The sequence below is a fragment of the Desulforhopalus singaporensis genome (assembly GCF_900104445.1).
Classification (GTDB): Bacteria; Desulfobacterota; Desulfobulbia; order Desulfobulbales; family Desulfocapsaceae; genus Desulforhopalus_A; species Desulforhopalus_A singaporensis.
Genome location: NZ_FNJI01000124.1, coordinates 1 through 1,027 on the forward strand (window position 1 = coordinate 1; position 1,027 = coordinate 1,027).

A 1,027-nucleotide genomic window follows, 5' to 3' on the forward strand; every position below is an offset into this window, starting at 1 on the left:
GGTGGCGCGGTTTCTCACCTGTACTGAGCCGACCGAGTGTGCGGCTTTGCTCACCATCGGGAGTTTTTCGGCAATATCTTTATGCTTGACGATTGCGGACAAGGGAACGGCTGCGCCAATTGCAATACCTTCCCCGTTGGTTGTAATCGTGTTTAATTCGCTGATTTTTTTTATGTTAACCACGTGGGCGGGCGATATTTTCCCGCGCTTCATCTGGATGACCAGGTCGGTACCACCGGCAAGGATTCGTGCGTTTTTCCCATGCTCTTTGAGAATTCGGCAGGCTTCGGCTATCGTGGCAGGTTCGTGGTAATGAAAAGGTTTCATGGTCTCTCACCTCTAACAGTGCTGTTTTCTTACGCTCTTTGCGGCATCAAGTCCAGGGTGTCCCGGGACTTCCTTTTTTGTTTCCGGCCCGCTCCGTCAGTCTTTTTTCTCTTTAAGAGCTTTCAGTACTTTTTCCGGAGTCATCGGAAGGTCTGTCAGCCTGACGCCGACCGCATTGAAAATGGCGTTGGCGACAGCGGGCGCGACAGGGTTGGTGACTCCTTCCCCGACTCCTTTGGCGCCAAAAGGCCCCGTAGGTTCGACAAGGTCTGCGATAAAGGGTTGGACAGACGGCATGTCGGCAAAAGTGAAAATTTTATAATCAAGAAATCCGGGGTTCATGAGATGGCCCTGCTCCTTGTCGAAACAGGTGTCCTCCATGAGGGCATACCCAAGCCCCATGTGCATCCCTCCGGTAATCTGCCCTTCAACATTGTTCAGATTGATCGGAGTACCTACATCCGCACCACTTACAGCGTTGACCACCTTGACTCGTCCGGTCCGGGTGTCGACGTTGACCTCGATAAAGCAGGCTATAAAATGGGGCGGACAGGCGTCCGGTTTCACAGACGCTTCTCCGATAGCGCTTCCCCAGCAGTTCGCCTGGGCGGCAGCGACCAGATCAGGGATAGTGATTGACTTGTCCGGATCCTCGGGCAGAAAGATCCGTCCCTGTTCGGCAACAAGGTTTTCTGCGGGG

General features: G+C 53.6%; 2 protein-coding genes. Both read right to left on the minus strand.

Annotation, left to right across the window (positions count from 1 at the left end; translation table 11 throughout):
• Positions 1–327, minus strand: a 327-nt coding sequence (locus BLQ17_RS22125; RefSeq protein ID WP_176761411.1) for an FAD binding domain-containing protein, incomplete at its 3' end; no start/stop codon positions are given.
• Between the two features lie 96 nt (positions 328–423).
• Positions 424–1,027, minus strand: a 604-nt coding sequence (locus BLQ17_RS22130; RefSeq protein ID WP_143005626.1) for a xanthine dehydrogenase family protein molybdopterin-binding subunit, incomplete at its 5' end; no start/stop codon positions are given.